We start from the raw sequence: 6,721 nt of genomic DNA, 5'->3' as shown, positions 1-6,721 counted from the left end.
GCTACCCCAGCCCCACCGACCCCACGGCGATCTGCCCTCAGCACCCCTGTGATGCGGGTGGAGGTGCGCCACCTCGACTTCATCAACAACTTGGTGGGAGAGCTGGTGGTTATTCGCAACAGCATAGAGCAAAACCAAACTCGCCTGCGCCAGTTTCTCGAGAGCCTACTGGCCCGGGTGCAACAGCTAGGGGAGCTGGGCCAGCGCATGCGGGATCAGTACGACCGCTCGTTGCTGGAAGCGGCGCTGTTCTCCAGCCGCAGCAGCCCAGTAACAGTGGAGTTAGGCCGGAACGGCGAGAGATCCAGCCGTGCAAGAGTGGGCCATTCCATAGGGCAGGAGTTCGACAAGCTGGAGATGGACCAGTTTACGGCCTTCCACGCCCTGGCGCAGGAGATCATCGAGCTCATTGTGCGGGTGCGCGAGTCTTCCTCCGACATCGAGTTTGCGGTGGACGAGGCAGAGCAGATCACCCGCCAATTCCGGCAGGTCACCAGCCAGCTGCAAGAGGGCCTGAACCGGGCGCGCATGGTGCCTTTTGCGCAAATTGCCGACCGGCTGCCCCGGGCTGTTCGTGACCTCTCCCTCAAAACAGGTAAGCAGGCCAGCCTGGTGGTGGAAGGCCGCGACACCCTCATCGACAAAGCCATCCTGGAAGAGCTTTCCGACCCGGTGACTCACCTGGTAAACAACGCCCTAGTGCACGGGATCGAGCCTCCTGAGGAGCGGCGCCGCTTGGGCAAGCCCCCAGAGGGCAAGATCACAGTCAGGGCCTTCTATCAGGGCAACCAAGCCATCCTTGTTGTCTCTGACGACGGGGCTGGCATCCCCGTGGAGAAAGTCAAGGCCAAGGCGCAAAAGCTGGGGCTGCTGTCGGAGCAGGCAACCGAAGACGAAGTATTCAACGTTCTCTTCCACCCCGGCTTTAGCAGCCGTGAGGCCAGCGAAGTGGACGATCTGGCGGGGCGAGGGGTTGGCTTAGATGTGGTGCGGCGCAACATCACCAAGCTGCGGGGCAGCATCCAAGTGGATTCTGTGCGCGGCAAGGGTACCACCTTCACCATTCGCCTCCCCCTCACCCTGAGCATTTCCAAGGCGATGGTGTGTGTCAGCGACAAGGCCCTGATTGCCTTCCCCCTCGACGGGGTCGAAGAGATGCTGGATGTTCCCGTCGACGAGGTGCAGTTGGATGAGCAGGGGCGACCCACCATTCCCTGGCGGGATCAGCGTCTTCCCTTCCAGCCCCTCTCCAGCTTGTTGTCCTACAGCCGTAGCCATAGCCGCAGCCGCTCGGAGGTCTATAGCATTACCCAAGAGGAGGGCATCCTGCCCATCGTTGTCCTCCACAGTGCTGGCCAGTACTTGGCCCTGCAGGTGGACAGCTTTGTCGAGGAGCAGGAGATCGTGATCAAGCAGCTGCGCGGGCCTGTGCCCAAACCTCCTGGCATTTCTGGGGCAACGGTGCTGGGCAATGGTCGCGTGCTGCCAATTGCCGATGTCCTGGAGCTGATGGACATGGCCCAAGGCCGCCGTCGCGAGCTCGTCCGCCTCTGGTTAGACCGTCGGGCCGAGGAGCCGCAGGCTGAGGAAACCCATCAAACCACGGTGCTCATTGTGGACGACTCGATTGCGGTGCGGGAGCTGCTCTCTATGTCCTTCCAAAAGGTGGGCTACCGGGTGGAGCAAGCCCGCGACGGTCAGGACGCCTGGGAAAAGCTTCGCGGTGGCTTGCGCTGCGATCTCATCTTCTGCGACATTGAGATGCCGCGCATGGACGGCCTGGAGCTGCTCTCCCGCATACGGGCAGACAGCAACCTCAAGCATATTCCGGTAGCTATGCTTACCTCGCGGGGGGCAGAACGGCACCGGCAGACAGCCCGGGAGCTGGGAGCAACTGCTTACTTTACCAAGCCCTACCTGGAGGAGGAGCTGCTCAGCGCTGCCGCCCGCATGCTGCAAGGGGAGTACTTGTTAGCCCCCAAGCCGACCTCCTGAGTGGACAACTCCCCAGTCCTCCCTAGCGGGGAGGGCTGGGATCCAACAACCAGAGCCAGCCTATACCCTGAGCTGCGGGCTGGAGACCTCAAGTTCTTAGCCTATCGTCTTACGGAAGAGAGGAGCATGCAGTTGAGCAAGAGGATCTGGGGCCTTCTCCTGGCCAGCGGGTTTGCCCTTGGGGCTCCCTTGGCCAAGGAGGAGTTGAGGGCAGAGGTCAACAAGGGGGATCCCTCCGCCCACCTAGCTCATCAGCTCAGCCTTGGCCCTGCAGATGACTCTTTTGATCTGCGCTTTATCGACGCCATGATTTTGCACCACGAAGGGGCCGTGCTCATGGCGGAAGAGGCCCTGCAAAAGTCCCGGCGGCGGGAAATTCGTCAGTTGGCCAAAGCGATCCTGGCCACCCAGAGCCAAGAAATCAAGCAGATGCAAAGCTGGCGGCTGAACTGGTATCCGCAAGCTCCCCAGAATCCCGTCATGTGGCATGAGGGGATGGGCCACCAGATGGCGATGACGCCGGAGATGGCTGCTGCCGCACGCATGGCTACCGACCTGGGATCCGCTGACCCCAAGTTTGACCTGCGCTTTCTGGAAGCTATGATTCAGCACCACGAGGGGGCTCTCGCCATGGCCCAGGAGGCCCTGGAAAAATCCAAGCGCCCCGAGATCCGACAACTGGCAACAGCCATTGTTACCACCCAGCAGGCAGAGATTGAGCAAATGCGGGCCTGGCAACAGCGGTGGTCTCTGCAGTAGGGCTGCTGGGACAGTTGGCAAGCTTCAGCAGGGTCTGGGAAGATGAGGGGAGGCGAGCAAGGTCGGCTCCTGCTGCTGTCCCCAGTACCCAAGGGATTCTCCTGCATTGCCAATGGCCCTAGAGCTGCCCTCCCTGCCTCAACACCTGGATTTGCTCCCACCGGTTCGCCAAAACCCAGGATCCCGAGGGTTGGCGGGGTTAACCGTTTTGCTGCTGTGCTTGGGATCTCCCAACCGCTGGCTGCACTGGTTTCCGGGAGCGCTGCTGGGGCTGGCGCCCCTGTTTCACCTTTGCGAACAACGACAGGGGTGGAGGCGCTGGCGTTTGGCCTATGGCCTGTGGTTGTGCGTGTGCCTGTACGCCTTCTGGGTAGATCCCTTCTCCCTTCAGGTGCTCAGCGCTTGGGAGATCCTGGGGGGAGCAGTGGTGGCCCCCCTGATCCCTCTGTTTTTCACAACGGCCACAGTCTTAAGTTTGCAGCTGAGCCAGCCACTTCCCCCCTGGGCCCGTCCCCTAGGCCTAGCCACGGTCTGGACGGGCTTGGATGGGCTGTTGGGCTTGCTCTGGTGGCCGATCCCCTTTCATTGGGGATCCCTGCTCTTTGACTGGCCCCTTGGGATCCAAATTGCCGATCTCACTGGGATTTGGGGAGTGACCTTTTTTGCCGTGTTCGTCAACGGCGTGGTTTGGCAGCTGGCCGAGCAGCTCTGCCGCCAGTGGCGGGCGGAGGGATCTTTAAGGGGGGCACTTGGCTCGGGGGCCAAGAACCCAGATATCTGGCCCACGCTGGTCTGCGGCTTAGGTGTAGGGGGGCTGGTCCTAGCCTACGGCAGCCTGCGGCTGGCCTACTTTGATGCCTTGGCGGCGGAAGGGGCTCCCAGCTTTCGCGTGGGGGCGGTGCAGCAGGTGGCCTGGCTGGAGGCGGATCGCAGTTGGGACTACCGCAGCGAGCGCTACCGGGAGCTGCATCAGCTTTCGGCCCAGGCGGTGGCCGAGGGGGCGCAGTTGGTGATCTGGCCGGAAGGAGCCCTGCGGGCCCGATTACTGAACACCCCCCTGCAACCCTATGTGATTGAGCCAATGCAGGTCATCCTCCCTGCAGAAGGGGCCTTGATTACGGGAGCCACGGAGCCGGATCCCCGCACAGCCCACCTGCCGGAGGAGGAGCAACGGTTTTTCAACACCGCCCTCCTCTTTGACGCCCGGGGCCAAGTGCTGGATTGGTTTGGCAAGCAGTGGATCTTCCCCTACTTTGAGTCAGGGCGCTACGTGCCCTCCCCCGATGGCTATCGGCCACTGGCGGGAGGAGAGCTGTTTGGGCCTTTGGGGGTGATGATCTGCCTGGAGAGCGTTCTGCCTGCCCCCAGCCGAGCTCTGACCCGCGCGGGAGCCGAGTCCTTGATTGTCATCTCGGACGATAGCTGGTTTGGCAACAGCCACTGGCCGCTGCTCCACGGGCGGCTCTCGGTTTTCCGGGCGGTTGAAAACCGGCGCAGCGTGGTCTTCGTCAACAACACCGGCGGCAATCTAGTGGTGGATCCCTCCGGTCGAATGCAACGGGTGGGCCCGATTTTTCAGCGCGGGGTGGTCAGCGGAGAGGTCAGGCGGCAATCTCAGGTCACCTTCTACACGCGCACGGGGGATTGGCTGGCTTGGCTGACCTTGGGTCTCTCTTTGGGATTGGGGTACTGGGGATCCCAAGTTAGGCCAGGATGCGCTAAAATCCCCAGGTAGAGTAAAAGCCTTCCTTGCTGATGTAGCTCAGTCGGTAGAGCAGCTCACTCGTAATGAGCAGGTCATCGGTTCGAGTCCGATCATCAGCTTCCCAGGCTGCCTTAGCTTGAGGGAGATCTTTGGGGTGGGAGGGGGATAGCTAGAAGAGTCGTGGACTACCCCCTTATCCCCCAGGCTAAGGGGCAGGTTTATCTTCCCGGCCCCGGTTTTTGGCAATGGCAATTCCTTTTCCTTGGCCCTACCGCACCCCCGGCATCCCAGACTCTGCCTTTGAGCGGATCCCAGGGATCCCCATGAGCCCTCGTGAGGTGCGGGTGCTGGTGCTGAGCCAGTTGCGCCTCGGGGAAGACCACTGCTTGTGGGATATTGGTGCCGGGACAGGCACCATTGCCATCGAGGCGGCCGTGCTTTGCCCTCAGGCTTGCGTAATTGCCATTGAACGAGATGCCGAGGTGGTCAGCCTCATCGAGAGCAACTGCGAGAAATTCGGCCTCCGCAATGTGCGGGTTATCCAAGGTACTGCCCCCGAGTGTCTGCATCAGCTTTCCCCCCCACCCGATCGCATCTGCATTGAGGGAGGCCATCCCCTCCGCCAGATCCTGGAGGTTGCTTGGCACTATCTCAAACCCAACGGCCGCGTCGTGGCCACCACTAACTCGCTGGAAGATCTCTACGGCCTCTCCGCCGGCCTAGCAGCTGTGGGAGCCCATCATGTTGAAGTTATCCAGGCAGGAGTGAACCGTCTGGAACCGCGAGGCCGCACCCAGCTGTTGCTGGCTCTGGATCCCACCTTTGTGTTAAGTGGAGAGAAAGGCTCTAAATAGTCTGAGAGGATTCTTTTCTAATTCTTGCAAAAGTTTTTCTACAGCAATAGAGCTAGACCAGGCTGAGCTATTAGAAAAATGCAAACCTTAAACTATACCAATGTTTCTGGCTCCAAGGATCTAATTTGCTCCTATACCATAGACGGAGAGCTGGGCAGGGCTATGGATAGATTTCACACTCCCTTTCCGGAGTCGCAGGCAGTAAGGCTGCGGCAACTGTTGATTCGAGAACGCTGGCCGGAGATGCTCAAGGGCTGCCGCGCCTGCATTCACTGGGATGATCTTAAGCGACCCGAGTGCTGCGGCGACTGTGGCATTGGCGATCGCCGCCGACAGGAGGTGAAGAATCACTCTTCAGGCATCTAGGTCAAGCCAATGACCAGGGCAAAATTCCATCCCAGGGGTTACTTTTGCCCAACTACCCTGGACCAGGGAAGGGAAGAAGAAGCTAACGGGCCGGCGGGGCTTCCTAGGCTTACAGCGCAGAAGGATCCCAGTAAACCCTAGTCGCTCCGGGATCCCAGAGAAGACAAACTACTGCACCGATCCCTACACATTTCTCCACATTCTGCAGCTGTTGTTAGGAATTGAGGTAGAGTACTCCCAGAGAATTCCTGCGATTGTCTGCCTCTTCGGGAGGGCAAAGGATGAAGGTGGGAGATCGAGTACGGGTGCGCACCAGCGTGATTATCTATCACCACCCGGAACATCGCAATCAACCGTTTGACCTCAAGGGCATGGAGGGAGAAGTAATAGCTGTAATCCGGGACTGGAATGGTCGTCCCGTCAGCGCCAACTTTCCCTTTCAGGTGCAGTTTGGTAACAAGTTCCGCGCCCACCTGCAGGCGGAGGAACTGGAGCTGATCAAGGCGGCCCCCTCTCCGGAAACGGCTGCCTAAGGAAGACCTAGCAGGGTGCGGTTGGTTTCCAAAATTGGCTGGATCAAAGCAAACTCCGCAGGGGTGAGGTACTTGGCAATTACCTCCTGCAGGAGGCGGTAAGTAGCCTCGCAACTGCGCTGCGTACGGAAGGCCCGCATCAAGGTCTGAAACCAGTAGAGGAATCGCTCCTTGTAGCGTTGCTCATCGTCCAAAAGCATGGCCAAGGCCGAAAGGCGCAAGACCCGGACCGTGTCTGCTTTCCACTTGTTGCGGAAGTCTTCTACCCCCCGCATGAGCAAATAGGGATCCAAAGCGCGCAGCTTGGCCTCCACCTCGCTGATGATCTGGGCTTCTGCCTCCTGAATTTTGCGGTAGGCGCTCAGCCGCAACTCGAAAGAGGCTAGGTAGGCCTCCATGAACTGCACCTCCTCGTCGCGGAGATAGCGACCGTCGGCGGCTAGGCTTAGTTGGCGCAGCTGAGTCAGCATAGGGATAGATCAGGAGGAGGAGGGCATCTGCCTGCTTCT

The 6,721-nt window shown here is 60.1% G+C and carries 7 protein-coding genes and 1 tRNA gene; 7 read left to right on the top strand and 1 reads right to left on the bottom strand.

Annotated elements, in window-relative coordinates; all coding sequences use genetic code 11:
• The 7 genes from NW822_RS06095 to NW822_RS06065 all read left to right on the top strand — a co-directional run.
• On the top strand, positions 1-1,995 hold a 1,995-nt coding region (locus tag NW822_RS06095; RefSeq protein ID WP_414403854.1), incomplete at its 5' end, for a response regulator.
• Positions 1,996-2,127: 132 nt separating this feature from the next.
• Positions 2,128-2,754 carry a DUF305 domain-containing protein gene (locus NW822_RS06090; protein ID WP_414403853.1) on the top strand — a complete coding sequence of 209 codons (627 nt, stop codon included), beginning with the start codon at positions 2,128-2,130 and terminating at the stop codon, positions 2,752-2,754.
• A 112-nt stretch (positions 2,755-2,866) separates the two neighbouring features.
• Positions 2,867-4,489: an apolipoprotein N-acyltransferase gene (locus tag NW822_RS06085; protein ID WP_414362648.1), complete on the top strand. Its 1,623-nt coding sequence runs from the start codon at positions 2,867-2,869 to the stop codon at positions 4,487-4,489.
• Between the two features lie 16 nt (positions 4,490-4,505).
• Positions 4,506-4,578: transfer RNA gene (locus NW822_RS06080), tRNA-Thr, on the top strand.
• A 126-nt stretch (positions 4,579-4,704) separates the two neighbouring features.
• A complete protein-coding gene (gene cbiT, locus NW822_RS06075) occupies positions 4,705-5,313 on the top strand; it encodes a precorrin-6Y C5,15-methyltransferase subunit CbiT (RefSeq protein WP_414403852.1) in 609 nt (202 codons plus the stop codon).
• Positions 5,314-5,475: 162 nt separating this feature from the next.
• Positions 5,476-5,679: a hypothetical protein gene (locus NW822_RS06070; protein WP_414362646.1), complete on the top strand. Its 204-nt coding sequence runs from the start codon at positions 5,476-5,478 to the stop codon at positions 5,677-5,679.
• A gap of 281 nt (positions 5,680-5,960) precedes the next feature.
• Positions 5,961-6,212 (top strand): ferredoxin-thioredoxin reductase variable chain, encoded by a 252-nt coding sequence (locus NW822_RS06065; RefSeq protein WP_414403851.1) that lies wholly within the window; start codon positions 5,961-5,963, stop codon positions 6,210-6,212.
• On the opposite strand, the gene NW822_RS06060 is transcribed toward NW822_RS06065, so the two are convergent.
• On the bottom strand, positions 6,209-6,682 hold the full coding sequence (locus NW822_RS06060) for a phycobilisome protein (protein WP_414362644.1): 474 nt from the start codon (positions 6,680-6,682) through the stop codon (positions 6,209-6,211). The two genes, NW822_RS06065 and NW822_RS06060, sit on opposite strands and share 4 nt — an antisense overlap.
• Between the last annotated feature and the right edge of the window lie 39 nt (positions 6,683-6,721).

It is taken from the genome of Synechococcus sp. H70.2 (assembly GCF_047462275.1).
GTDB lineage: Bacteria > Cyanobacteriota > Cyanobacteriia > Thermostichales > Thermostichaceae > Thermostichus.
The sequence above is the reverse complement of the archived record's forward strand: the minus strand, read 5'-3'. Positions and strand labels throughout refer to the sequence as shown.